This is a genomic window from Neobacillus nitrireducens (assembly GCF_030915405.1).
Lineage (GTDB): Bacteria > Bacillota > Bacilli > Bacillales > Cytobacillaceae > Neobacillus.
Genome location: NZ_CP133262.1, coordinates 2794330 through 2820297 on the forward strand (window position 1 = coordinate 2794330; position 25968 = coordinate 2820297).

Below are 25968 nucleotides of genomic sequence, written 5' to 3' on the forward strand. Positions count from 1 at the left end.
GTGAACTTCTAGTAAGCGGAACCGGAAAAAAGGTGTCAGGCACTGTCCGTGGACATTTGTCCACGCGCGGTGCCTGACACCCAAACATAACATCTAATTTCACTTTCAACTTACGGATGGTAATTTTATTTCGACTACTGTTCCTTCATTGCCGTTACTATTAAACGTAAGGCTTCCGTTGTGTTGTTTAATAATTTTATTACTAATCATTAGTCCGAGGCCTGTTCCCTTTTCTTTCAATGTATAAAACGGCTCGCCTAAACGAGGGAGCAGTTCTTCCGGAATCCCGCAGCCCTGATCTTGAAATGCTATTACACACTCGTCTTCCGGCCCTTTTCGAAGGTTGATTTGAATTTCTCCTCCTTCTTTCATGGCCTCCATAGCATTCTTTAAAATATTAAGGAATACTTGCTTTAATTGATTCTTCTCACAAATAATAAAATAAGAGGATTCTTCAAACTTTAGGTTAAATTGGATATTACTCATCATGGCCTCAGGAGCTAAAAGCACAAGTGTCCCTTCAATCAATTCTAAAACATTCGTCCTATTTAACTCCACTGCTTGCGGTTTTCCCAGCGTAAGCAGTTGGCTTGTAATGTTTTCAATACGATCCAGTTCACTTAGCAGCAATTCATCAATCGAACTATCTGCTCTTTTATAAAGCTGCATGAAACCTTTTATGGTTGTTAGTGGATTCCGGATTTCATGAGCCACTCCTGCCGCTAACTCCCCGACAATTGATAGCTTCTCAGAGCGCAATAGAATATCTTCCGCCTTTTTACGTTCAGAGATATCCCTGCTGACAATCACAATATTCTCAATCAAGCCAGTTTCTCCCCTAACGGGCATACAGCGGGACTCAAAATCAAGCCATCGTCCATCTTTGTGCATCATCCGGAATTCCATAGATTGCGATTCTTTATTTTCATACATCTGCTTGATGGTATTACTAAACATATCAACTTCGTCCGGATGAATTAATTGGAATTTTTCTAAGCGTTCAAGCTCATTGCATTGAAACCCTAACACATTTTCATGTGAAGGGGAGGAGTAAATAATCGCCTGCTCTTCATTCATAACAATGATCAGGTCTGAAGTATTCTCAGCAATCAAGCGATATTTTGCTTCACTTGCCTCAACCATTTTATACATATCTATTAAGCTATTATTTAATCTATACAACTTCAAATATGACTCAATAAGTAATACTCCAACAGAAAATCCTAACCACACAAACAGAAGATACTGAACGTGAAAGAATGGTTTATCAATAAATATTTTAAACACGAAAACAACAATTAAATAAAAAACAAGATATGTTCCAAAAAGGGCTATACTTCTTTTTACTGCAGTAATACGTTTTGTAAACAAATAGATGATGGAAAAACCAATCATTGTCATTGCCCATCCTATAATAACAGGAGGCCAATGACCATTTGTCACTAATCTTGTAAATAAAGAAAGGGCTCCCGTTATTAACCCTGCTGTGGGTCCAAGATAAGCAAATATTAGTATAACAGGTGCATACCTAATGTCATAGGAATAGCCTTCCTGATTGATTGCTAACAAACTAAGGACGGAGGAAACGACTCCCGCATAAATACCCATTCCAATTGTCGAATGCTTAAATGGTTTATGTTTGGTAAATGCACCTATGACTAAAGGCGTACTTACCAATAGAGAAAAAATTGCGAGGTTCATAATGTAGTCTAACAGGATCAAGTAACTCCCACCCACTTTATATGATGTTCAAAATATTCCCTCTTATCATAAACCAGTCCTGTTGCTATTTCCATACAAATTCTTTTCGCAGTAAATAAAACCTAGGATTAATTACTTGTATCTACAATTAATAATTTTAAAATTCCCCTATACAATATGAAAATCCTACTCAACCAATCGAATAGGATCCTTTTGTATGATTTACTGGGCTGTGTAGCCGCCATCTAGAATGACTGCTTGCCCTGTAACCCCTCTTCCTTTTTCACTTGCTAAAAAGACAGCGTAATCAGCAATTTCGGTTACGGACAAGAGCCTTCTTTGTGGAATCAATGGGAAGAGCACTTCTTCAATAACACGGTCTAAGCTGACATTTCTTGTTTTAGCCAAATCTGCCAATTGGTTTCTCACAAGCGGTGTATCGACGTAACCAGGACATAAGGCATTTACGGTAATTCCGTCCGCAGCCCCCTCCAATGCGGCGACCTTTGTTAAGCCAATAACACCGTGTTTTGCGCTATTGTAGGCAGCTTTACCTGCAAAGCCGATGACACCGTTAATGGAAGCAATGTTGATGACTCGGCCAAAGCCTTGTTTTTTCATGATAGGGAATACGTTTTTGATGCCAATAAATGGGGCGGTTAACATAAGTTTTATCAGTAATTCAAATTTTTCAGTAGGAAACTCCTCAATTGGTGAAACATGCTGCATTCCGGCGTTATTGACTAAGATATCCATGCTGCCAAATCTTTTATAAGCCGCTTGAAGGCTATTTTTAAATGCTTCCTCATCCATCACATCACAGGGGGCCGATAACGCTTCAAATCCTTGCTCCCTTAATTCAGCAGCTACTTCCTCACTTTTATCAGCGTTTATATCTGAGATCACTACCTTCGCGCCTTCCTGTGCAAAGGTTTTTGCCATTTCTAAACCAAGCCCACTTGCAGACCCTGTAATAAATGCAGTTTTTCCTTCTAATAATTTGTTCATATGCATATCCTCCTCATCAACTATTCTTTTATATTTACGCGCAACACTCTTAGGTCATCCCTGTCTCCAAAAAGAAACGAGAAAATTTATAAAAACTCTTACTTAACAAAAAAAGCATCAAAGAATCTCTCTCTGATACTTCTTTTCTATTTATCTTACCTCATTCTTACTCTTATCAATATTTTTCCAAAACTCTTTTGCAATTAGTTGATAGCCTTCTTTACTTAGATGAATGTTTAATGGATTTGGAAGGTAGGTTTGATAATCCTCAGCGATAATTGTATCTGTTTCAACAAAAGTGTCGCCATTTGCGATGGTTCTTGCTTCAATCATTCCATTAAATGTAGCTAACAGTGGTAATAATACAGCTTGTTGTGCTTGTGGAAGGTATGGAAATGGATTATAGTAACCCATCACATACACCTTAACCGTTGGATTTAACTGGTCAATTGCAGCTAAAATGGTTTGTAAATTTACGGCAACCGTGCTTAATGCACCAGGGATTTTAGATTGATCCGTTATTGCTGGTAATAAATCATTCGCACCTATATCAATTGTAATAAACTCAGCTTCTTTAATTTTTGTCTGAACATCTGCTCTAGTAAGAACATCGGTTGCTAAATTCGTTGATTTATACCCAGGAATTCCAAAATTCTTAAAGTCCACGGTATATTGGGATTGTTCAAAGCGGTTTTTAAGGTAATCAGGATAACCCAAATCCATTCCACCCGCAGGTGTCATCCCTGCTGCTAACGAATCACCTAGTGCTACATAATCTATGACCTTCTTGGCAGGTTCATTGGCAAAGGTGGAAATTGGTACAGCAGTGAGTAAGGCCCCGACGAGTACTGCACTTGTTACCTTTCGAAAAAACTTCATACACGGTTCATCCCCCTTTGTTCTTTATTAATACCACTTCAATCTTAACAGAGAACTACTTTTCTGTAAAATGACTGCCTGAATATTTAATAATCTAACTGTATCAAGCAAGCAAGATTGAAAATGTCCACTGACGGTGCCTGACACCATATTTTTGACATCTTATTTTGGACTATATTTTATATAGCCCACTTCTTCCACTAGCTTTTGGCCTTGTGGTCCTTGCATCCATTCGAGGAATGGTTGGATGGTGCTCACTTTTTTGTTGTCCTTCACTGTAATTGCATAGAGAGAGGCGGTGAATGGGTAGTTGTCACTCGCGATGTTTTCAGGACTAGGTTCAATCCCATTAATGGCAAGCAGTTTAATATCTGAATTGGCCTTCATTCCTGTTGCAAAAAAGCGAAAGGAAAAACCAATCGAGTTATCGTAGTTTCGGTAGTCCGCTACTTGTTCGATAATCCCGCCCATTCCTTCAGGCACCTCTTCTTTTAAGGGCTTCATAATCGGTGTATCGCCCATAATTTTCTCCAAAAGTGTTTGGCTTCCTGAATTTTCGGGGCGTTGAAAGGCAATAATTTTTTCATTCTTACCACCAAGCTTTGACCAGTTTTTTATTTTACCAGAGTAGATATCTTTAATCTGGGCTACTGATAATCTATCAATTTTATTATCCGCATTGACAAAAAAGACAAACGCTTCCTTGCCAATTGGGGTCATGACAAGCTCTTTTCCTGCCTCTTGTGCCATTTGCTGCTGTTTCTTCGATGGTTCTGCACCGAAGTAAATATCGACATCCCCTGTTAAAAGCCGCTCGTAGGCATAAATGGTATTGGTAAAGGTAATGACTTCGCTTACCTCTGGAGAGACTTTTTCAATATTTTCATAGGTTGCATTCGCAAAGGCAGAGTAAACCGGGAATGCAGCTTCTGCTCCATCTAAAATAGGCATTTCACTTGGGTTTTCGATGGTAAAGGTTGAAGTCGTTTTTAGTTTTGGCAGGATATTATCTGGATTGTTTACATCATACGGATAGAGGTCCGTACTAGAGTATCCTCCTCCATATTCGAAACCATAGGATGGCAGGACCGTTTGACTCCGGTGCCAATGAACAGCCGAACCCGTACCCATTGCAAGAACAAATACCATACCAACAGACAACAGCTGCTTTTTATCAATGGCAAGGAGCCTCCCCCCGTTCAACAGGGCAAAAAATAAACCTAAAACAAAGGAAAGCTCATAAGCGAGCGGCGCCCCAAGAAATAATCTTCCCTCTCCCAAAAGGAGGGCAATAAAATAGATGGGTGCATAGGCAAGATGAAAGATACTATAATACAACCAAGCTTCTGCTCCGTAAAACCCGCTGCTAATCAGCATAAATACAGCCCAAAGTATAGCTGTATAGGCGAGGGGAATAAGGAAAAGGATCAATTTCTCTGTTAATTTTTCCTGCTTCATTAGTTTCTTGCTAACTAGAAACCCAGCGAGCCCCCCAACGATAATCAGGACGGGTAATGAGACCAATAAGATATTATCAAACTCCATTAGTATCGCTAATTCTAAAAATGAGACCCCAAGTGGCACAATTCCAAAATACAATAATATGAACCTAAGTTTTTTCCCCATATCCCCGCTCCCTTTCACCTTTGAAGTGATTATTCCGATATATTATATAGTGTAATTTTACACTTTTAGCTAATATTTTACAACAGATTAGTATTAAATTTCCAGACTTGTATGAGGGAACGATTCAATCAGTTATTCATAAGGGATCCAATCGTAAAAAAAGAGACCCTTCCGCATCGCGAAAAAGTCTCCCTCACAACCTACTTAAATTTAGCTATAACTATTTTGCTAACATCGTTAATACCGTATCTAATAAAACATTTATCCCTTTTTCGCAATCTTCCCATGTTGTTAATTCTTCTTCACAGTGGCTTTTTCCGTTAATACTAGGTACAAACAGCATCGCAGTCGGAACGAAACTGGCAATAAACTGTGCATCATGGCCGGCACCACTGACCATTCTTCGATTAGAATAACCGAGTGACTGTGCTGACTCTTCTAGGAGCTGGCAGATTTCTGGCTCGAACCATACGGTGTCCCGCTCCCATAATTTTGTTGTTTTAACCTCACAGCCTTCATTTAAAGAGGTTAAATTTGGAAGAGTCTCGATGAAGTCTTTAACCGTTTGGACAATCACCATGTCTTTATGGCGTGCTTCAAGCGTAAAGACGACCTTATTCGGAATGACCGTGTGGATGCTCGGGTATACATTCACTCTGCCAATCGTGAAGACCAAATCTTCATCTAAAACGCTTAATCGCGTGCGGATTTCGTTAATTAAGTTATTAGTGGCAAACAGGGCATCTTTTCTCATATTCATTGGGGTTGTGCCGGCATGATCGGATTCCCCTGTCACTTCAATCTCATAGCAGGCCATTCCCACCACACATTCGACAACACCAATCGAGAGGGCCTCTTTTTCAAGAATTGGACCTTGTTCAATGTGAAGCTCCAAAAGGGCCGAGGCCTCTTTCAATCGATTCTCCACATTCCCTTCATACCCGCTCGCTTTTAGGGCCTCCCCAAAAGTAACTCCATCTGAATCTATTTTATTTAGCATAGTAGACTTATCAAATTTACCGGATAGCACCCCAGAAGCCATCATCGAGGGCTCAAATCTGGCACCTTCTTCATTTGTAAAGTTAACAATCGTAATCGGAATTTGTGGTTTGATTTGGTTCTCGACTAACGTTCGAACCACTTCTAAACCTGCGACAACCCCTAAGACGCCATCAAAACGGCCACCTTTTTTCACCGAGTCTAAATGGGAGCCAATAAGAATTGGCGGCTTGTCTTCATTACCTGCCAGTGTCGCATACATGCAGCCCATATCATCAACCGTGACCGTCAGTCCTAATTCCTCACAGCATAAACGGAAGTAATCCCTAACCCGAATATCTTCCATAGATAAGGACAACCGTGTTACTCCATTGTTCTCTGTCCGGCCAAAGTTTGCAAATTGCTCTAATGTCGTTTTCAGCCTTTCCCCATTAATCACTAGCTTTTGTCGTTGCATGATTAAACACTCCCTTTTTTTAATATGAGATTATCTGCAATATTCAGAGGTAAATAAATCTCTCGGAGGTGAAAAACGTAAATTCATTTGCAAAGGACATACGAGTCAATTTTCATTTATGTAAATATTCAGTCAACAACTTAATTATACACCACAGACAATACCTGTCATTAGACAAAACAGCAAATCTTACCCACAAATTGTTTTATCATTTGTATGAATTGAAAACATCGTTAAGAACAAAAGGCGCAAGCGCCCGTTCAGCGGCGTATGGCCTGGAGCGCTCCAACTGAGATAAAGGAAACACGAAGAGCGTTAGCGCATTCGTGCTTGACTTATCGTAGGGCGGAGAGCGAAGGACACTAGCCGTTGGGCGCTGGAGCTGGATTCAAAGAGACTAAATCAATTTATCCACAATTAAATTATTAAAATTTCCTATACAAATAAAAATTGGTGTCAGGCACCTCGTGGACAAATGTCCACGAACGGTGCCTGACACCAATTTAACAGCAAACTATTAAGCTATTTATTTTTTCTTTGCATGTTTGCGCATGTCAAAGGCTACTGCGACGATGATGATTGCGCCTTTTACGATGAATTGGATGTATGGGCTTACGCCTAGGAAGGCTAGACCGTAGTTGATTACTTGGAAAATCAGTACCCCTGTGATAACACCAGGGACGGTTCCGATACCACCTGATAGTGATACCCCACCGACGACGCAGGCTGCGATAGCATCTAATTCATACATATTACCTGTGTTGTTTGTTGCACTACCTACTCGTCCTGCTTCCAGTGTACCTGTTAAGCCGTAAAGAAGACCGGCGATTGTGTAAATGATGATAAGATTTCTTGCTACGTTTACACCAGAAACCTTTGCTGCTTCCGGGTTTCCACCGATTGCGTACATATTTTTACCGAGTTGCGTTTTATTCCAAATCACCCAAATGATCAGGGATACAACGATTGCATAGATAATGAGATATGGAAATTCATATTGGCCAATTTTTATTCCGCGCTGTGCAAAAGTTGTAAAGGCTTTGCTTAAACCACCAATAGGCTGTGCCCCATATGGCGGGCGGTCAAAATAAATCGAAGTTAGACCATAAACACCAATCATCATACCTAAAGTTGCAATGAATGGAGGTACGTGGAATTTTGCAACAATGACACCGTTTAATGCAGCAATAAGACCCGTTGCTGCCATTGCAACCAAAATCGGAACAATTAGTGGTAATTCAGGCAGGTTCGGATACATACGATATGCATAATCGCCAGCCTGTAACATAGAAGCTGAGATTACCGCTGCAAGTCCAACCATCCGGCCTGCTGAAAGGTCTGTTCCTGCTGTAATTAAGATACCAGCAACCCCAAGTGCGATAATAATACGCGAAGAGGATTGACTTAAGATATTAATTAAGTTTGTCATCGATAAAAAGTCTGGAGAAGCAGCGACGATCCCGACAACAAGAAGAATTAAAACTACATAAATTACGTTATCAACAAGCCATTTAGACAAGTTTGATTTTTTCGAAGCCTGAGTATTCATATCCATTCCTCCTAATACAAAGCTGCTAATTGCATGATTTTTTCCTGAGATGTTGCGTGCGTCTCAACAATTCCAGCTGCTTTTCCATTACTCATTACTAAAATTCGGTCTGTTACACCCAAAAGCTCAGGCATTTCGGAAGAAATCATGATAATCCCTTTTCCTTCTGCGGCTAATTGGTTAATGAGCTGATAAATTTCAAACTTTGCTCCTACATCAATACCCCTTGTAGGTTCATCCAACAATAAAATATCCGGTTTCGTTAGGAGCCAGCGACCAATAATTACCTTCTGTTGGTTACCGCCTGATAGACTTCCAATGGATGTCTTTTGGGTAGGTGTCTTTACTTTCATGGAATCAATTACCCACTGGGTATCATCGGCCACTTTCCGATCAGATAGAAAACCGCTTTTTGTTTTATATTGTTTCATGTTTGAAATGATTGAGTTAAAGCTAATGCTAAGTTCAGGGAAAATACCCGTTGATCTTCTTTCTTCCGTCACTAGGGCAAAGCCATTTTTGATCGCTTGCTGCGGGGAATGATTTTTAACAGCCTTGCCATTTAATTCAATCTTTCCAGCTGTTAGCGCCCTCATCCCAAATAAGGCTTCTACGACCTCGGTCCGTTTCGAACCAACCAATCCGGCAATACCTAAGATTTCACCCTTTTTTAAGTCAAAGCTCACATTAGAAAAAGAAGGCTGTGTTTCTGCTGTCAGGTCAGTAACCTTCAATATTAATTCGCCCGGCTTGTTTATTTTTTCAGGGAAGCGTTGTGAAAGGTCACGTCCAACCATCAATTTAATAATTTCATCGGTTGTTAGGCTTTTCGAACTTTTTGTCGCGATATACTGACCATCACGCATGATTGTTACTTCGTCGGAAATCTTTAAGATTTCCTCCATTTTGTGTGAAATATAGATAATTGCTACATTCTCACTTTGAAGCCTTTTGATGATTCTGAACAGGTGATTTACTTCCGTCTCAGTTAAAGATGATGTTGGCTCATCCATGACGATAATTTTGGAATGGTAGGAAACAGCTTTTGCAATTTCGACCATCTGCATTTCGGAAACAGAAAGCGTACTTACCTTACTGCGTGGATCAATACTGATATCCAGACTTTTAAAAATAGCTGCTGTATCCTGGTACATTTTCTTTTCATCGATAAAAATGCCCTTCTTCGGATAACGACCCAGCCAAATATTATCCATAACATTTTGTTGACGTACCTGATTTAGTTCTTGGTGGACCATGGAAACACCGTTTTCAAGTGCTTGCTTCGAATTGGCAAAAGAAATTTCTTTCCCGTCAAAGAGGATTTTGCCCTCGTCCATGGAGTAAATCCCAAATAAGCATTTCATTAACGTTGATTTCCCTGCACCGTTCTCGCCCATTAAGGCATGCACCGATCCGGGTTTTACTTTTAGTGAAACATTGTCTAAAGCGAGTACCCCCGGGAACCTTTTGGTTATATTAAGCATTTCTAGTAAATTAGTAGTACTTGATTCTGACATGAGCGAACCTCCTCTGAAACCATTTAGAAAAATATGAGATACTCCACTGGATGCCTCTCAAACTTTTAAAGAGAGTAATAATTTTTTGCGGTATCCGGCTCCATTTTCTTGGAGTCTTACCCCGAACGAAGGAAAAGCGTCCGCTTTTCCTTTGTTCGAGGAGCGCCAAGGGGCAGAGTGCCCCCGGACAGGCGCTAGCTCTAAACATTACAGTCTAGCTGCAGCGCCTAGGTGCTCGCAGGTCTACAGCCAATCCGTCAAGAAGGTTAAAGAGCAACCTTCTCGCCGGCTCGTCTTATGCCTGTCGCCCCTGGACAAGGCGCTTCCTCTTTCTTATTTATATGCGTCTCTACCCACTTGGATATTATCTTTTGTTACTTCGATGTAAGGAACACGAACGGCTTTTTTATCATCAAGTTTCCACTCAGTTCCGTCTAAAACATCCTTACCGTTAGCTGCATTTGCTGCTAAATCAATCGTTGCTTTCCCTTGGTTTTTCGCGTCATTTAAGATTGAACCAACCATTTTGCCGCTTTCGATCATTTCAAGTGCTTCTGGAATCGCGTCAACACCTACAACTGGCATGAACTTGTCACCAGAGAAGTAACCTGCTTTTTCAAGAGAAGCAATGGCACCTAATGCCATACCATCGTTGTTAGCGATAACGAATTCAATTTTTTCATTGTATTTTGCAATCCAAGCATCCATTTTCTCAGTAGCTTTCATTGCATCCCACATTGCTGTATCCATTGCTAATTCTTCTACTTGGATGCCTTTTTCTTTTACAGTATCAATAGCAAACTTTGTACGTGCTTCTGCATCTGGATGTCCTGGCTCACCTTTAAGTAAAACGTATTGAAGCTTGCCATCTTTATTTTTGTCATATTTATCTTTGTTAGCTTCCCATGCTTTTGCGATCAGTTCACCTTGAAGGACACCTGATTCTGAAGATGTGGTTCCAACATAATAAGCTTTATCATAGCCAGTTAATACAGTTGCATCCGGCTCTTTGTTAAAGAAGATAACTGGAATATCTTTAGCTTTCGCTTTGTCTACAATCGTTTGCGCTGCTTTTGGATCCACTAGGTTAATAGCTAGTGATTTTGCTCCTTTGGCAATAAGTGTGTCAACTTGCTCAATTTGTTTGGCTTGGTCGTTTTGTGAGTCATTCAACATTAACTTTACTTTATCTTTTGCTGCAGTATCCATCGCACGGCGTACATAGGACATAAAGTTATCATCAAATTTGTAAATCGTTGCACCCACTGCCGGTAGCGCGTCGCCCTTGTCTTTTCCAGAATCTGTACCGCTGGTTGAATTACTACTGCAGCCTGTTGCTAATAGAATGCTAGATGCAACCGTTAAAGATAGAATTAAACCTTTTTTCTTTTTAAACATGTTGTCATTCTCCTTTTACTATTTAGTAAAGACTCTGGTAAGGCAGCATGACCGCTCCACTTAACCTTGGTGTAAGCCCTTACACATATGTTAGCATGGGGGGAATCCCCGCAATAGGTCAAAAGTCTAGCATAAATTTGTGATTATCTAGACTTTTTTGCAAACGCTTTATTTTTTACCACAATTGACCTCGAATTAAAAATGAGACCGATCCACAGCTGGGATTGGTCTCATCGGTGAAATCTATTAACTTACGGTTACTTTACGAAATTCAGTAGGCGATAAACCTGTGTGCTTTTTAAAGACTCGGCTAAAATAGTTTGGATCCTTGTAACCAATCGAGTAGCATATTTCCTTCAAGCTTTTTCCCGGATCAACCATCTCAGCCTTAGCACGATTAATTCTTATTTCCGTCAAATAATCAATAAAGGTCATCCCGAAGCGATCTTTGAATAATTTACTAAAATAATAGGGACTAAGCTCCACGTATTCTGCCGCCGATTCCAACGTAATCGACTCTGCATAATGCCTTTCGATATACTCCTTCGCTTTATGGAGCATACCCTTTGCATGATTGTTGCGCCACACCTGGACATGATGAACAACTGCCAATAAATGGGCCTTTCCTTTTTCAAAAATTGTCATGATCTCCTCAGACTCTTCTACCGCAGGTATCCGTTCATAGCTTATGCCCAGTTCATGGAGCATCCGGGAGACGAGAATAAACAATTCATCAAAGGACTTTTTCACGAGGGAACCATTTGTATTCTTTTCCTCAACCAGCATCGTGGCAAACGATTCAAAAATAAACAAGACTTGATTAACATCTCCCTGCCGAACGGCTTCTAATAGCTTCTTCTCAGTCTCTAACAATTCAGATGAGGACGGCAGTTCAGCCGAACCTTGTTTAACCGCAAATAAATACTTACGATTCGAAGTTTTTGCGAGTTGCTGCAAGGCCATATGCGCTTCAAGATAGGATTTATTTAGCTCATGGGCATGGTTATATGGCAGCCCAACCCCAATCCTCAACTCGGCATTAAATCCTTTCTTTTCAAAAATACGGTTCAATTGATCGATAATCATCTGGGCATTTGTTTTAAGATGAACCTTTTCTATAGTTTTTTTAGTAAGGAATAACACAGGAACCTGCAAATCGGTTAACGGCCCAACCATCATTTCCTGATTCATCCCGACAGAATGAAGGGTATCTTTCAGCCACAGATACCAATTCTGCTTTTGATCTATAGATATTTCGGTCCCTTCTTTAGGACGGAGCAAAAACAGCATAATATACCCTGAAGTAATTTCAACTCCAAGCAGCTGACCCCATTCATCAAAAGTGATATCCTGAACTTGATTCACTAAAACAGTCGATACCCATTCCTTTTGCGCGATTGATACCGCACGGTCCAGGTTTTGGCGCAAGTTATGCTGCTCTTCTCGCTGCTTACTCTCCTCAAAGATCTCACTAGAAACGCGCTCTAATGCTGCAAGAATATCTTGCTTTCTGCTAGGTTTTAGGATGTATTCCTTCACACCCTGCTGCATCACTTCTTTTGCATATTCAAACGTATTAAAGGCGGAAACCATGATAAAGCGAATGACGGGATTAATTTTTTTTATCGCTTTGACAGCTTGCACACCATCAATTCCGGGCATTTTTATATCCATAAAAATAATATCCGGCCGCTGTTCCCTGGCCATTTCGATCGCTATCCTTCCATTGGGGGCTTCTCCAATGACCATTACATCCTTTGAAGAACTGTTTATGATTTTCGTTAATGCAGTTCGCTCGAGGATTTCATCATCTACTATAAGAATTTTTAACAAGCTCGCGTCCCCCTTTAGCAACCTCAGGAATGGTTAGTCTAAAATTTGTCCCATGCATAGGTTTAGAATAAATCTCAACGATGTCATTTCTCTGATAGAATAGCTGCAGCCTTCTGATTACATTTTTTACACCAATACCATTGGAGTGACTTTTTAATTTTTCAGCTTCGTATCCATCCTCCTGGTCTGGACATTCAACATATTTGAGCAATCTCCTTTTAACAGGTTCATCCATTCCAGCGCCGTTATCAATAACTTCTACATAAATCCGATCATTTTGCCGATAGATATGAAGACTGATAACTCCATTTTCTTCGTAGGATTCCACCCCGTGCATGAAGGCGTTTTCGATTAATGGCTGTAGAATTAAACTAGGAATCTCAATATCTAAACATTCATCCTCGATGTCTGTGTCAAACGTAATCCGTTCTCCAAACCGAGTTTGTTGGATGTAAAAATACTCTTGGACAATTCTTACTTCCTCTCTAAGCGTCGAAGCTTTATCAAAATCACTCAAGTTGTAACGCAGGATGGCAGCCACGGCTTCTATTAATCGTGAAGTTTGTTCCGCTTCTTCCAAATACGCCATTTTTGAAACCGTATTCAAAGTATTGAATAAAAAATGAGGATTAATTTGGTTTTGCAGGCTTCTTAACTCTAATTCCTTTAGAAGCTTATCTAATTCTGACTTTTGCTTAATTTCCATGACCAGCTGTCGTAAATTGGATCGCATTTGATTGAAGGTTTCCGTTAACGGCTTTAATTCATCTTTTGTTGTTACTTTAATATCCTCTCCTGCCAAATTCCCTTTTGAAATTTCCTTTGCAGCCTCTGACAACAGACTAATCGGTTTCGTAATCCCTCCTGAAATCCATAAAGCTAGCAATGTGCTGAGGAAAAAAGCCGCCGTAAAAAGAGAAATGGACAAGAGCTTGTAGTAATGGTTTTGCTTTTCCATTTGAGCATAAAAATTTTGATAATCCGTCAGTTTATTATTTAACAGCGCAAGGGTACTTTCTTGAAGGAAGGCAGCAATTTTCAAGACTCCATTGAAATGATTAGAATAGCTGTTAATATCATCCTTCTGGAAAGAGCCTACGGTTGCATCACATTCATCCAGAAAACTATCAATCATATTTTTATAATTTGTCAGGGTGATGTCATGGCTGTTCATTTCCTCACTCAGGCGCTTTTGGTCTTTAATTAACTTGAGCTTTTCTTTTTTATAATCTTTTAGATAAGAAGTTTCCTTATCTAGGAGATAGCCACGGAGATTTTCTGTTATTAAATTAGTTCTCTTGGAAATATCATTCAGCAGGAGAAACCGTTCAAAGCTTCGATCATATTCAATCACAAGCTTTTCACTGCTGTTATAAAAAAAGAACCCAACAGAGGTTAACAAAACTACCAGGACGATGAAATAAAGGAGTAATTTTGATTTAATCCTAAATAGTATCAATTACTCTCCTCCATTCTGTACCGGTTGCTAACGGGTAGATCTACGATTCTCATAATTCGCGTGTTCGTATGGACGATAGGCTCGACCGTTTTCCCTTGAATGAGGTTAATCATCATTTTCACGGCCCGATATCCCATTTCATAGGGTTCTTGAACCACGGTTGCGTTGATAGTCCCATTCCGAATGTATGCCAGTGTTTCTGGTAGGGCATCGAATCCAACGATATAAATCTTACCCGGTTTAACATACTTATCCACCACTTGGGCAATCCCAATTCCGTCTAACGCACTTGTCCCGAAAAAGGCATTGACCTCTGGATGATCCTTGATTATTTGATAGGCTTTTTCTGCTGCACGTACCCTGCTAATTTCAGATTCGACGACATCGATAATATGGATGCCTTTTTCACCTTTCACCGCATCCTGAAATCCCTTGACACGCTGCTGTTGATGATTTGCATAAAAGCTCCCTGTAATAATCGCCACATTGGCTTGTCCCTTTGTATCTTGAATCAAGGCCTTTCCAGCCAGGAATCCGGAATAATAGTTATCCGTGCCAATATATGCCAGTCGTTTACTATTCGCCGCATCGGTATCGACAGTAATGACTGGAATCCCACCTTCTACCACCTTGTTAATTAAGGGTGTAAATTGTTCGTCACTCAGTCCCTGCGTTAGGATTCCATCGACTTTGGAGGCCGCTGACATTTCAATTGTTTTTAAATGATTATCGATATTCGCTTGCTTAGGTCCAACATATTCCAGCATGACACCATAATCTTTTGCAGCAGCTTGTGCTCCTTGCTCGACAAGTCTCCAATAATCATTATCGAGCTCCTCTGGAACTAGAACGATATGATAGTTATACTTCTCAACCTGGCTTTTCTCTGTAGGCAAATCATGAGAAAGAACCTTATATCCATAAAATATCGCAAATGAGCAACTTACAAGAAAAAATACCGCCCCAAAAAAATATGCCAGCACCGATAACTTGCTCATAATAGCGTTCACATCCTACATCTATCTAGATAAAAACATTATACGGAACATACCAAAATTCGACAATGGTATATGGTGTCAGGCACCGCAAAAAGACAATCCTACCATTTCGTCCGTGTCAGGAGGACACTCAAAAAAAGAAACTCACCAATGGATGGTGAGTTTGATTTAAAAGCTGCTATTACGAATAATAAGCTCTGTCGCAATGAATATTTTCTTGGCTGTTTTTCTGCCTGCTATTCGCTCCAACAGGGTGTCAACGGCTGTTTCACCCATGGTTTCGGTGTACACTTTAATCGTGCTTAAGGCCGGAAAGACATATTTGGAGATACTAATGTCATTCACGCCGATGATGTTCACACGGTCAGGAACTGGAATTCCTTCCTCCAGCAGGGCCCTTAAGGCTCCAACAGCTATCGAGTCATTCCCCGCAAAAAAGGCGGTTGGCAATCTGTCGCCATGTTCGTGAATTGCCTTTTTCATTAGAGCATGACCATCCTCTGCTGAGAAGGCACCTACATACATAAACGCTTCATCCGCTAGCCCTTTGTCTGTTAAATAGCGCTTGAACGTCCATTCCCTTGGGTCTTCAATGATAGAGGTTTGATCCTTGAACGCTTCTCTTCCGCCAATATACCCGATTTTCTCATGGCCCTTTTTCAAAAAGTGATCTAGGACCTTTTTAGTGGCCCGTTCAAAGTCAACAACGATTGAATCAAACCGCTCTTCATCTGGTGAGGTATCGACAAAGACAATATTTTTGGTAATCTTAAGGAGCTCACTCACCTGCTTTTTGCTAAATTTCCCAATCGCAATCAGCCCTTGAATATCATCTTCCTTTAAATCCTCATAATTGTCCTGAAAATATTTGGTCACTTGAATCCCATGCTGGCGGCATTGATTTTCAACGCCAAGCCGGATCGACATGTAATACAAATCTCCCAGTTCTTCTTTTTCGGTATACCATTGCAGGAGGGCAATTTTCCCAGACTCTGGCTTGCGAGTTGGTTTCTTTTTATATGATAATTCCTCTGCCACTTCGAAAATTCTTTTCTTGGTTTCATCCCCGACGGAAAGAGTAGTATCATAATTCAAAACACGGGATACCGTCGCAATCGATACTCCGGCGATTTGTGCAATATCTTTGATGGTAGCCATAAATCAATCCCCTAAAGTATTCGCGAAAAAGCGAAACACAGTTTTGGAATGGTATACTTCTTCTGGATTTAAAACGACAGATGGAAGCTCCGGATGATGGATTGCATCTGGAAACCCTTGCGTTTCCAGACAAACCCCTAAATGTTTTCTTGATCGGACACCCGCAATGGAATAAGGACCCTCTAGAGAATTGCCTGTATAAAGGACCACACACGGCTGATCGGTTGTTACAAGAAGCGAGCGTCCGCTTTCTTCGTCGCTTAGGATCAACTTATTTTCTCCCTCTTGTGAAAGAACAATCGGGTGGTCGTAACCATTACCCACAAGCACATTTTGTGGATGTGATGAATTCAGCCCAGAATACAGCCTTCTGCCGTGATTAAAATCAAACGGAGTATTTCTAGATTCCATCACCTTTCCAGTAGGGATTAGATCGTCTCTCAACTCTAAAAAACCTTTACTATCTAATTTAAGAATGTGTTCGGAAATATCTCTTTTTATATTACCACTTAGGTTAAAATACGAGTGATTCGTTAAGTTGACTAACGTTTTTTGATCCGTTTTAGCTTCAAAAGTGATATCGAGTTCATTTTTATTATTTAGAATGTACGTAACAGTGGTGTCTAGATTACCCGGATAGCCTTCTTCTCCGTCTGGACTATGGTAAAAAAACTTCAATCCAACCGTATGATCTTGCTCGATGATTTCAGTTTTCCAAATTACGGAATGAAAACCCTTCTTGCCACCGTGCAGATGATTGGGATAATTATTGTCTGCTAGATGATATCTTTTACCTTCCAACTCAAAACTCGCACCGCCAATTCTTCCGGCTACGCGCCCGCAAACTGCTCCGAAATACGGGGACCATTCTGTGTAATCTTCGAAGTTATCAAATCCAAGGACAACATTCTCAAAGTTCCCCTGACGGTCAGGGACGATGATTTTCGTAATGACACAACCAAAATTCAGACAAGAGACCTCCATGCCATAATCATTGACTAAGGTGTATTCTATAACGGACTCACCCTCGTAACTGCCAAATATTCTATCTAATATTTGCATCGATATATCACTCCATATTTTTTTAAAAGTAGCAAACTCCAGTTTTTCCCACACACTAAAATACCCAAGTCCGATCCATTCTTTTATAAACTATTGATAAACCGTCTGAACCCGGCTGCCCCTGTTTCATCTCGCTTATAAACTCCTGCATCTTCTAAGACTCTTGAAAATTTCTTCCCTACTTCTTCTCTTACCAAGCCTTCCACATTCGCTTCAGTGGCAACCGTTTGATAGCGAGTTTTTAACGTTTTCGCCCAGTCTAAATGATAGTCTGCCACTTCCGCTAATTTCCCGAGGATGTACTTTTCCACAGCTACAAGTTCTTCCTTTAATCGTGCTGGTAAAACAGCCAGCCCCATCACTTCAATAAGACCAATATTTTCTTTTTTAATATGATGTACATCGGCGTGAGGATGGAAAATCCCAAGCGGATGCTCATCACTCGTGCGGTTGTTACGAAGAACCAAGTCTAATTCAAATACATCGCCATTTTTCCGTGCAATCGGTGTGACCGTATTATGCGGTGTCTCTCCGGTTCGAGCCAAAATTCCAACCGTTTCATCCGAATAGTCTCTCCAAAGGTCAAAAATATGTGAACCTGCTTCAACTAACGGGCTAATTTCAGCAGAACGGAGGCGAATGACAGACATCGGCCATTTAACCACTGAACAAGTGACATTTGGATAATCAGCCATACTAAATTTCCAGTCATCTGCTGCCTTTGCCATCGCAAATTGATAATTTCCGCCTTGATAATGATCGTGAGTTAAAATCGAACCACCTACAATTGGCAGATCCGCATTCGAGCCGACAAAATAATGTGGAAATTGTTCCACAAAACTTAACAGCCGTAAGAAAGACGTTGAACTTACCACCATATCCGTATGTTTTTCTGACAATACAATACAATGCTCATTGTAATAGACATACGGAGAATACTGGAGGTACCATGGTTGATCTAGTAAATTGACCCGAATCATCCGGTGATTCGAGCGGGCCGGATGCCCAATTCTCCCGGCATAGCCTTCATTTTCTACACATAGCAAGCATTTCGGATAGTCCGTCTTCTGCAACGACCGCTCGAGGGCGATACTTCTAGGATCTTTTTCAGGTTTCGATAAATTAATCGTAATGTCCAGTTCACCATACTCGGTGGCAGTTTTATACTCAATATTATTACGAATTCGCTTCATCTGAATGTAGTTGCTATTTTTACTTAACTCATAAAAATATTCGGTCGCTGCTTTTGGATCTTGTTTATATTTTTCATAAAATAGTTGATTTATAGTTGATGGCCGGGCAATCAAACAGTTCATAATTTTACTTGAAAAAATTTCCTTTTCATCAAACAATTCTTCAATAATCCCTTGCCGGCAGGCATAGTCTACGATCAAATCGAGTAAGTCAGGGATATCAAGGCTACTATCCAATACTCGGTCAGTTTCCTTAAATTCCGATAGTTGCAGGAACGACAGAATCTGGTTGCGGGCATAGATTTCATCTTCCCGCTCAATTAGTTGAGTGGCAATCGCTTGATTCATTAATTGTTGTAGTAGTTGATAGATCATATTGGTCCCCTTTATGAAGAAGCAATGAATATCTTTAAATTGCTTCCTCCATTTGAATTTCCTTTGCTCCGTCACCAATACTCGCCACATAAAATTCTGCCTCGTAGCCTATTTTTTCTAGATAAGCCGCTCCAACATTCGCAATAAAGTTCTCAACCTCTTCATTTCTGACAATCGCAATCGCACAGCCGCCGAAACCTGCACCCGTCATTCGTGAACCTAGAACTCCCGGCTGTTTCCATGCTGCTTCTACTAAACTATCCAGTTCAACTCCGGTCACTTCATAATCATCACGTAAGGAAATATGTGATTGATTAATTAATTGTCCAAATGCCTCTAAATTTCCGGCTTTAAGTTCTTCTAGAGCCTTAATGGTTCGCACATTTTCATAGACTGCATGCTTAGCACGTTTACGAACCGTTTCATTGGTAATTAGGTTTTGATTTTCATCAAACTCCGCTTCTGATAACTGACCAAGCGCCTCAATTGGCAGCTTTTGTTGAAGCTGCGTTAGTGCCTCTTCACATTCCCCTCTACGCTCATTGTATTTCGAATCAGCTAATTCTCTGCGCTTGTTTGTATTCATGATTAAGATCTTGTAATCTTCAAGATGAATTGGTGCGTACTCATATTTCAATGTTTGGCAATCCAGTAAAATTCCCGCATCCTTCATTCCCATACCAATCGCAAACTGATCCATAATGCCGCTGTTCACGCCAATAAATTCATTCTCTACCTTTTTGCCAAGCTTGATAAGATCGAGGCGAGGAATTTCTAATCCAAATAAGCCGTTCACTAGCACTCCAGTCAAAAGCTCAATGGACGCTGACGAAGATAGACCAGCACCGTTAGGGATATTACCATGAATTACACAATCAAATCCAGATGGAATTCCATATCCCGCTTCAATAATATAACGGACCATCCCTTTTGGATAATTAGCCCAATTATGTTCCAACTGATAATCTAATTCGTTTAAGTTAAATTCGATGATTCCTTTTTCAGGAAAGTTAGTTGAGTACAGGCGAATCAGCTTATCTTCCCGCTTTCTTGCTACAGCATAGGTACCATATGTGATCGCACATGGAAACACATGACCGCCATTATAATCGGTATGTTCGCCAATTAAATTAATCCTTCCAGGGGCAAAGAAAGCTTGTCTTGGTAACACTTGAAACATATCTAAAAATACTTTATGAAGTGTAATAACGTCCATTTTGAGTTCCTCCAGCGTAATGTGTCTTGTTAAGTAATTTTAACTTCATTTTACTCTCTTTAGTAAAATACTTCAATTATTTTACTAAAAATTTAACTAAAAAAGGACGGATACATTTCCCCCGTCCTGCTTTATTCAAATCAATTAGCCTCTATACTTTTTAAATAAAAGACATATGACTGGAAGTCGCCGCCACGCTCGGCACTTCCGCCATTACAACCATTAAATTCTGTCGGAAGCGGCAAGCCCACGTTCATTAGTTCATCACCATAAAACGTTCGCTCGCTCCCAGAGACTTTATACATTTTCGATTCATCTAATCCACTTAGACGAAGCGTCTGATGTTTTCTTGGATTCGGCGTTGCGAGTACCTTATACCAGCCAATCAATGCTTCCGATTGATCTTGGCTAACCACCATCCATGCCGTTTCATTATTCGAAAACGGACTTAAGCAGCGATAAAATTGACCATCACGCATTAATCCACGATGCTGTTTATAAAAAGCCACCTGCTCTTTAATTTCTGCACGCTCTTCTGCAGTTAAGGTCAGTGGATCCAGTTCATAGCCAAATGTTCCAAAATATGCAGTGTTTGCCCTCGTTTGTAAGGGTGCCTGCCGTAATGTTTGGTGGTTTGGAACAGCCGAGACATGCGAACCCATACTATAAAGCGGATAGGCGAAGGATGTACCATATTGGATTTTAAGTCTTTCTATCGCATCCGTATCATCGCTCGTCCACGCCTGTGGTGCGTAATACAACATACCAGGATCAAACCGTCCGCCTCCGCCTGCACAGGATTCAAACAACACATGCGGAAATTCAGTAGTTAACCGGTCATAGAGACGATAAACCCCTAAGATATAGCGGTGAAAAAACTCCCCCTGCTGATCAACAGCAAGTTTTTGTGAAAACGCTTCGGTAATATTTCGATTCATATCCCATTTAATATAGGAAAGGTTTGCTTGTTTAATAATGGCGGACATCTTCTCATACAGATAATCTACTATTTCCTGTCGTGAAAAATCTAAGACTAATTGATTGCGCCCCAAAGTATAGTGCTGTCCAGGCAGACCTACTGCCCAATCTGGATGCTCGGTGAATAATTCACTATTCGGGCTGATCATCTCCGGCTCAAACCAAAGCCCGAATTTCATACCCGTTTTTGCTATTTTTCCAGATAAACTTTCTAATCCATTAGGAAGCTTATTTAAGTCGACATGCCAATCCCCAAGTGAGGACGTATCATCGTTCCGCTTTCCAAACCAGCCATCATCTAGGACAAGCAGTTCGATGCCTAATTCACTCGCAGATTTTGCAATCTTCACAAGTTTTTCTTCATCGAAATCAAAGTAGGTTGCTTCCCAGTTATTAATCAAAATCGGGCGCACACCCTTCCTCCATTGAGCTTGAATGAGATGCTCGCGGTAAAGAGAATGAAAAGCCTGACTCATCCCGTTTAACCCTTGATTGGAATACACCATTACTACTTCCGGGGTTTGAAAGGATGCTTGCGGTTGTAAATTCCACTTAAAGCCGAACGGATGAATCCCAACAGTTAGCCGAGCCATGTCATAGTGATCCACTTCTATCTGCATGAGGAAATTACTGCTATAGATAAAATTAAAACCATATACTTCGCCTGTATGCTCCGTCGTGTCGGGCCGTTTTAGGGCCAAGAACGGATTATGGTGATGAGAGCTGGCTCCGCGCAGACTGGAAATAGACTGGATGCCTGTTTCAAGATTTCTCTCCTTGACATGGCGCTCCCGTGACCATGTACCTGCTAAATGAGTAAATACAAAATCCTTATCCGGAAGGTCGAGCGATGCTCCCATTAATCGATCAATTATTAATCCCTCTGTACCCTTATTGATAAGAGCAGCACTTCTTGTTATGACGGGTTTATCACGGAAAATTGTATAATTTAACTGCAATTCAGCTTGCAGGAACTCGTCTTTTAAGAGGATTTGAAGTGTACTTGCATCATGATTGTCTTCTGTATAAGTTGCTGGGAGACCTTCAAGACGGGGTTTCCCTTCTAGAATCTGATAGGATTCATATGTAAAGCTTGGAATATGATTTGCTGTGGCCTTACTAACACTGATTGCTGGTTCGCGAAAATCTGAATTTCCGTAGGCAGGGAATTCCTGACGCAACGTCTCTAATCCAAATGCTGGGTCGTCCGCATATACATGCGTAGTTGCTCCTGTTGGGACATCATACGTTTGCAAATGGGAAAAATCGTCTCTGTGGCGTAATGCCTTTCCGTAATAAAGATGGCCGAGTTGCCCATTTTTCATAACGTGAAAAATATAACTTACTTGGCCATTTGTTAAATGAAACTGCCTGTCCTCTTGATTCACATGAATAAGCATCGCTTTCCCCTTCACCATTTTGACTTCTTTTCTAATATTAAGGGAAAGAGCCTGTAATCCCAGGCTCTTTCCCTTGTAAGTGCTAAATATATTGATTAGATTCTATTAATCACAAACTCGAATTCCATGTCTTTGTCAGCATGAATAAGATGTTCATCATGGACCGGTGCGCCCCAGCTGTCGTCTCCGCCAACGCCCATTTGCTTACCTGCTACCGTCACAACTGTGTAATGAACATTCGGAAGCTCAAATTGATGATTCGCATTCTCTAGTTCAAACGCTGTATACGGTGAAAAATTGCACTCCAATGGTTCGGTCACAGCTGAAATTCTTAGCCCTTGTCCATCCTGGTTTGTCACACTTACCCGGCGTACTCCCGTGCGGTTGCCTGACTCTTGCGGCATCACATATCCGCTCAAATTCTCTGATACGCTGTTGCTAAAGATACCAAGTTTGGCTCCCTGCGCACGGTCCGAGTAGTTTTCTTCAGGACCCATGGCGTACCATTCTAATTGATCATAATCTGCAGGCACCTTAAAGGATACGGCAAAAATCGGCATCTGCGGAAGATGATTTGCGCCATGGTACACCGATTTCACACGCACACTGCCATCGGCAAAAACCGTATAGCTTATTTTCACTACCACTTCTTCACTTATTGATAATTTATACGTAAAGGCAACGGTCACCTGACCTTTGTCATTTTTAAGATCAATAGCAACACATCTTCTGGTGAGACTGGCTGCGTACCAAAGCCCTGAATGGAAGCCTTGTGAGTAGCCGCGATCATTATCTGTTGTCGCCCGCCAGAATAATGGTGCTGGCGGAAGAGCAATCATCTCATTCCCCGCGTAATTAAGCGAAACAAGGCTTCCGGCCTGTTTCGAGAATAGGATCGTAAAGTCCCTGCCATGGACACCTATATTGACATCGCCTTCGACGACCCTTAAATCGTCCTGAACAGCGGCAGACTTCTCTTCCGCTTTTACCTGGAACACAAATTGTCCAAACGCTATTTCATAACCAGCATCAGCCCATAGTGTGTTCTCCTTTAAGATCAAGGAAGCCTGAATACAATACTCCCCAGAAGCACTCGTGACACCGGCAGGCAGCTTAAATTCTGCTCTTCCCTCGCTTAAAGGTCCAACATTTACCTCAAGCTTGTTTTGATACACTTCCTTGCCCTCAAGGTAAAGGACGTATTCCAAATCATAGTCCGTTAGATCAGAGAATAGGCTGTCATTGATAATGGATATACCGGTCTGATCAGGGTTTAGCTTAAAGTTTTGATATAAATATTTAACTTCCTGCATCTTAGGTGAAAGTTCTCGATTAGAATAAACGATCCCATTTGTACTGAAGCCATAATCGGTCGGCCGGTCATCAAAGTCACCGCCGGTCGCGAAAAATTCCTTCCCGTAGCGATCTTTTTTGATAAGCGACTGGTCTATATAATCCCAAATGAAACCACCTTGATACATGGGATACTTCTTCTCTAAATCTGTATATTTGTACATCCCGCCAAGTGAATTTCCCATAGCATGCATATATTCGCAGCTAATATAAGGCTTTTCCGGGTTTGCATTCAAATAGTCCTCAATATCAGCGGGCTTTGCATACATACGGCTTTCCATATCGCTCGTTTCATTATATTCACGAGCATGAAATACACCTTCGTAATGAACTAAGCGGCTTGGGTCCACTCTCTTAAAATATTTAGACACCTTAAGAATGACCTCACCTGCATAGGATTCATTCCCGCATGACCAAATCAGGATGGATGGGTGATTTTTGTCCCGTTCAACCATGGAAACAGCCCTATCCATAACAATATTCTCCCACTCCGGTTTATTCCCGGGAATGTTCCAGGACGGCTCGACAGCCCCCATCTTTTGCCATGATCCGTGCGTTTCCAGGTTCATTTCATCGATTACGTAGACGCCATATTGATCGCACAGTTCGTACCAATAACTTTGGTTCGGATAATGAGACGTCCGAACAGAGTTGATGTTATTTTGTTTCAGCGTTTTAATATCCCAAAGCATGTCTTCCTTTGTAATCGCACGGCCCGTCCTGCAATTGAATTCATGACGATTCACACCCTTGAAGACGATCCGTTCCCCATTAAGATGCATGATTTTATTAATGAGTTCAAACCTTCTGAAGCCCACATTTTGCGGAACCACTTCTACTAAACTGCCTTTTTCGTTATACACTTGAATATAAAGCTTGTATAAATATGGACTTTCTGCGCTCCATAATTTTGGACATTCAACATCCATCGCTGCTGAGCATTCTCCGTCATTATTGCTAATCGTACCGGATGCTACCAAGTTGCCTTCTGTATCGTACAATTCTGATACAATTTTTGAAGGAGACGCGTTATCATACAATAGCTTGAGGTCTACTTTAAGCGTGCCTTGCGTAAAGACATCATTCAATTCAGCACGAACGCACGTATCATAGACATGAATCTCTGGGACGGTATAGAGATAAACATCCCGGAAAATACCTGAAAAACGCCAGAAATCTTGATCTTCCAGCCAACCACCTGTGCTGCGCTGATAAACTTCGACCGCTAGCTTGTTTTCACCTTCAGTAAGGAATGGAGTAAGGTTAAACTCAGCTGGCGTGAAGGAGTCCTCACTATAGCCGACAAACTCTCCGTTTAGCCACACATAAAACGCTGACTCTACACCCTGAAAGGAAATGTAGACAGGCTTATTTATCATGTTTTCAGGTACCGTAAACATCTTCACATAGCTGCCCACCGGATTATGGTCTTGTGGAATCTCAGGAGGACGAATCTCATTGAGGCCATCCCATGGGTACATCGTATTCACATATTGTGGTTTTCCGTAGCCTTGCAACTGGATATGCCCTGGTACAGTGATGTTTCCCCAGCCGGAACAATTAAAATCCTGCTCGTAAAAACGCTCCGGACGATTGTCAGGATTGACACTATAGCTAAATTTCCAGTTTCCGTTTAAGTCATGGCGCATCGCCATTGGACCTGAGCTTTTTGCCTGCTCACGTGTTTCGTAGTACATGTGGTCTGAATGCGCTGGCAGTCGATTAACGGCAAACACATTCACATCGGTAAGCCAATCTATTTTTGGAATGGTTGTCATTTATGATCACTCTTTCTATTTACATTTTTCC

At 41.0% G+C, this 25968-nt stretch carries 17 protein-coding genes; all 17 read right to left on the reverse strand.

Going from position 1 to position 25968, the window contains the following annotated elements:
* Nucleotides 1-105 precede the first annotated feature (105 nt).
* Complete coding sequence (locus RCG22_RS13425) at nt 106-1722, reverse strand: ATP-binding protein (RefSeq protein WP_308103379.1); 1617 nt, start codon at nt 1720-1722, stop codon at nt 106-108.
* A gap of 201 nt (nt 1723-1923) precedes the next feature.
* Nucleotides 1924-2709, reverse strand: a complete 786-nt coding sequence (locus RCG22_RS13430; RefSeq protein ID WP_308103380.1) for a 3-hydroxybutyrate dehydrogenase — start codon at nt 2707-2709, stop codon at nt 1924-1926.
* A gap of 150 nt (nt 2710-2859) precedes the next feature.
* The gene (locus RCG22_RS13435; RefSeq protein WP_308103381.1) at nt 2860-3588 is read right to left on the reverse strand and encodes a GDSL-type esterase/lipase family protein; all 729 of its coding nucleotides are present in this window, start codon (nt 3586-3588) and stop codon (nt 2860-2862) included.
* A gap of 162 nt (nt 3589-3750) precedes the next feature.
* The gene (locus RCG22_RS13440; protein ID WP_308103382.1) at nt 3751-5214 is read right to left on the reverse strand and encodes a PstS family phosphate ABC transporter substrate-binding protein; all 1464 of its coding nucleotides are present in this window, start codon (nt 5212-5214) and stop codon (nt 3751-3753) included.
* A gap of 220 nt (nt 5215-5434) precedes the next feature.
* Nucleotides 5435-6670: a Zn-dependent hydrolase gene (locus tag RCG22_RS13445; protein ID WP_308103384.1), complete on the reverse strand. Its 1236-nt coding sequence runs from the start codon at nt 6668-6670 to the stop codon at nt 5435-5437.
* Between the two features lie 526 nt (nt 6671-7196).
* Nucleotides 7197-8219, reverse strand: coding sequence for a galactose/methyl galactoside ABC transporter permease MglC (gene mglC / locus RCG22_RS13450; RefSeq protein WP_308103385.1), 1023 nt, complete (start codon nt 8217-8219; stop codon nt 7197-7199).
* A gap of 11 nt (nt 8220-8230) precedes the next feature.
* Nucleotides 8231-9736 (reverse strand): galactose/methyl galactoside ABC transporter ATP-binding protein MglA, encoded by a 1506-nt coding sequence (gene mglA / locus RCG22_RS13455; RefSeq protein WP_308103386.1) that lies wholly within the window; start codon nt 9734-9736, stop codon nt 8231-8233.
* A 333-nt stretch (nt 9737-10069) separates the two neighbouring features.
* Nucleotides 10070-11134, reverse strand: a complete 1065-nt coding sequence (gene mglB, locus RCG22_RS13460; protein WP_308103387.1) for a galactose/glucose ABC transporter substrate-binding protein MglB — start codon at nt 11132-11134, stop codon at nt 10070-10072.
* A gap of 246 nt (nt 11135-11380) precedes the next feature.
* Complete coding sequence (locus tag RCG22_RS13465) at nt 11381-12967, reverse strand: response regulator (protein WP_308103388.1); 1587 nt, start codon at nt 12965-12967, stop codon at nt 11381-11383.
* Nucleotides 12942-14426, reverse strand: a complete 1485-nt coding sequence (locus tag RCG22_RS13470) for a sensor histidine kinase (RefSeq protein WP_308103389.1) — start codon at nt 14424-14426, stop codon at nt 12942-12944. Before RCG22_RS13470 ends, RCG22_RS13465 begins: the two co-directional genes overlap by 26 nt.
* On the reverse strand, nt 14423-15424 hold the full coding sequence (locus tag RCG22_RS13475; protein WP_308103392.1) for a sugar-binding protein: 1002 nt from the start codon (nt 15422-15424) through the stop codon (nt 14423-14425). The genes RCG22_RS13470 and RCG22_RS13475 overlap by 4 nt, the downstream gene beginning before the upstream one ends.
* Nucleotides 15425-15592: 168 nt before the next feature.
* On the reverse strand, nt 15593-16582 hold the full coding sequence (locus tag RCG22_RS13480) for a LacI family DNA-binding transcriptional regulator (protein ID WP_308103394.1): 990 nt from the start codon (nt 16580-16582) through the stop codon (nt 15593-15595).
* A 3-nt stretch (nt 16583-16585) separates the two neighbouring features.
* On the reverse strand, nt 16586-17644 hold the full coding sequence (locus tag RCG22_RS13485) for an aldose epimerase family protein (protein ID WP_308103395.1): 1059 nt from the start codon (nt 17642-17644) through the stop codon (nt 16586-16588).
* Between the two features lie 83 nt (nt 17645-17727).
* Nucleotides 17728-19212, reverse strand: a complete 1485-nt coding sequence (gene galT / locus RCG22_RS13490) for a UDP-glucose--hexose-1-phosphate uridylyltransferase (protein WP_308103396.1) — start codon at nt 19210-19212, stop codon at nt 17728-17730.
* 34 nt (nt 19213-19246) lie between these two features.
* Entirely contained in the window at nt 19247-20428 is a 1182-nt protein-coding gene (locus tag RCG22_RS13495; protein WP_308103397.1) for a galactokinase, read from the reverse strand.
* Nucleotides 20429-20568: 140 nt separating this feature from the next.
* Nucleotides 20569-22806, reverse strand: a complete 2238-nt coding sequence (locus tag RCG22_RS13500) for an alpha-galactosidase (RefSeq protein WP_308107157.1) — start codon at nt 22804-22806, stop codon at nt 20569-20571.
* A 95-nt stretch (nt 22807-22901) separates the two neighbouring features.
* Nucleotides 22902-25937: a beta-galactosidase, LacZ type gene (lacZ, locus tag RCG22_RS13505; protein WP_308103398.1), complete on the reverse strand. Its 3036-nt coding sequence runs from the start codon at nt 25935-25937 to the stop codon at nt 22902-22904.
* Nucleotides 25938-25968 lie beyond the last annotated feature (31 nt).

Coding starts and splice junctions, on each gene's coding strand:
- RCG22_RS13430 (WP_308103380.1), bottom strand. CDS start 2,709: ATGAACAAATTATTAGAAGGAAAAACTGCATTTATTACAGGGTCTGCA.
- RCG22_RS13435 (WP_308103381.1), bottom strand. CDS start 3,588: ATGAAGTTTTTTCGAAAGGTAACAAGTGCAGTACTCGTCGGGGCCTTA.
- RCG22_RS13440 (WP_308103382.1), bottom strand. CDS start 5,214: ATGGGGAAAAAACTTAGGTTCATATTATTGTATTTTGGAATTGTGCCA.
- RCG22_RS13445 (WP_308103384.1), bottom strand. CDS start 6,670: ATGCAACGACAAAAGCTAGTGATTAATGGGGAAAGGCTGAAAACGACA.
- mglC (WP_308103385.1), bottom strand. CDS start 8,219: ATGAATACTCAGGCTTCGAAAAAATCAAACTTGTCTAAATGGCTTGTT.
- mglA (WP_308103386.1), bottom strand. CDS start 9,736: ATGTCAGAATCAAGTACTACTAATTTACTAGAAATGCTTAATATAACC.
- mglB (WP_308103387.1), bottom strand. CDS start 11,134: ATGTTTAAAAAGAAAAAAGGTTTAATTCTATCTTTAACGGTTGCATCT.
- RCG22_RS13475 (WP_308103392.1), bottom strand. CDS start 15,424: ATGAGCAAGTTATCGGTGCTGGCATATTTTTTTGGGGCGGTATTTTTT.
- RCG22_RS13480 (WP_308103394.1), bottom strand. CDS start 16,582: ATGGCTACCATCAAAGATATTGCACAAATCGCCGGAGTATCGATTGCG.
- RCG22_RS13485 (WP_308103395.1), bottom strand. CDS start 17,644: ATGCAAATATTAGATAGAATATTTGGCAGTTACGAGGGTGAGTCCGTT.
- galT (WP_308103396.1), bottom strand. CDS start 19,212: ATGATCTATCAACTACTACAACAATTAATGAATCAAGCGATTGCCACT.
- RCG22_RS13495 (WP_308103397.1), bottom strand. CDS start 20,428: ATGGACGTTATTACACTTCATAAAGTATTTTTAGATATGTTTCAAGTG.
- RCG22_RS13500 (WP_308107157.1), bottom strand. CDS start 22,806: ATGCTTATTCATGTGAATCAAGAGGACAGGCAGTTTCATTTAACAAAT.
- lacZ (WP_308103398.1), bottom strand. CDS start 25,937: ATGACAACCATTCCAAAAATAGATTGGCTTACCGATGTGAATGTGTTT.